This is a genomic window from Streptomyces katrae (genome assembly GCF_000966975.1).
Lineage (GTDB): Bacteria > Actinomycetota > Actinomycetes > Streptomycetales > Streptomycetaceae > Streptomyces > Streptomyces katrae.
The window spans coordinates 1-1302 of sequence record NZ_JZWV01000583.1; the positions used below are offsets into that span (position 1 = coordinate 1).

Consider the following 1302-nt stretch of genomic DNA (forward strand, 5'->3'; position numbering starts at 1 on the left):
GCAGCCTGCCGCTCCTTCATCCCTGGTGGTTCCTCCCGTACGGCGTGCCACTGGTCCGCTCCGCGCCTACCCCGTCGCCCCGCCCGCACACGCCCCGGGGAGGACTGCGGGCGGCGGGCGGGGGTAGGTGCGGGTGCGTCCACGGAGAGGAGGGCCCGGATGCGTGCGCGGAAGGAGTGCGGGGACGTCCCGGTGGAGCGGATCGGGGTCGGCGCGTACACCGTGCCGGCCGATGCCCCGGAAGGGGACGGCACCCTGGCCTGGGATTCCACGACCGCGGTGGTGGTGGAGGCGGACGCCGGCGGGGTGCGCGGGCTGGGCTGGACGTACGCCCCGGCGGCGACCGCGGAGGTGGTCCGGGAGCTGCTGGCGGAAGTGGTGGAGGGCCGTGACGCCTTCGGGGTGCCGGGGCTCAACGAGTCCATGTGCCGGGCCGTGCGCAACGCGGGACGGCCCGGGATCGCCTCGTGCGCGATCTCGGCGGTGGACATCGCCCTGTGGGACCTCAAGGCCCGCCTGGTGGGGCTGCCGCTGGCGGACCTGCTGGGGGCCGTGTGCCCGGAGGTGCCGGTGTACGGGAGCGGCGGGTTCACCGCGGCGCCGGACGAGCGGCTCAGGGCACAGCTGGAGAGCTGGGTCCACGGCCTGCACATCCCGCGCGTGAAGATCAAGATCGGGCAGGACCGGGGCCGCGCCGTCGGCCGCGACCTCTCGCGGGTGGCGCTGGCGCGGGAGGTGATCGGGCCCGGGGCCGAGCTGTACGTGGACGCCAACGGCGCCTACGCGCGGGGGCAGGCGCTGCGGGTGGGCCGCGAGCTCTCCGCGTACGGGGTGGAGTGGTTCGAGGAGCCGGTGTCCTCGGACGACCTGGCCGGGCTGCGGCTGCTGCGCGACCGGCTGGACTGCGACGTGGCCGCCGGCGAGTACGGGTACGACCTGCCCTACTTCGCGCGGATGACGGCGGCCGGGGCCGTGGACTGCCTGCAGGCCGACGCCACCCGCTGCGGCGGGATCACCGAATGGCTGCGGGTCGCCGCCCTCGCCCGGGCGCAGGGGCTGCAGCTGTCGGCGCACTGCGCCCCGCACGTCCACGCCCATCCGGCGGCGGCCGTACCGGACTTCCGGCACATCGAGTGGTTCCACGACCACGCCCGGCTGGAGCCGCTGCTCTTCGAGGGCGAGGGCCTGCTGGACCCGTCCGGGGGCTCGGTGCGGCCGGGGGCCTCGGGTGCGCCGGGGCTCGGGCTGGCGCTGCGCCGGACCGGCGCGGAGCGGTACCGGGTCTGTCTCTTATACACATCT

The 1302-nt window shown here is 76.0% G+C and carries 1 protein-coding gene; it reads left to right on the top strand.

What is annotated here, in order from left to right:
• Positions 1-159: 159 nt before the first annotated feature.
• Positions 160-1302 (top strand): enolase C-terminal domain-like protein (locus tag VR44_RS21040; RefSeq protein ID WP_063778950.1); only part of this gene is annotated, 1143 nt, incomplete at its 3' end.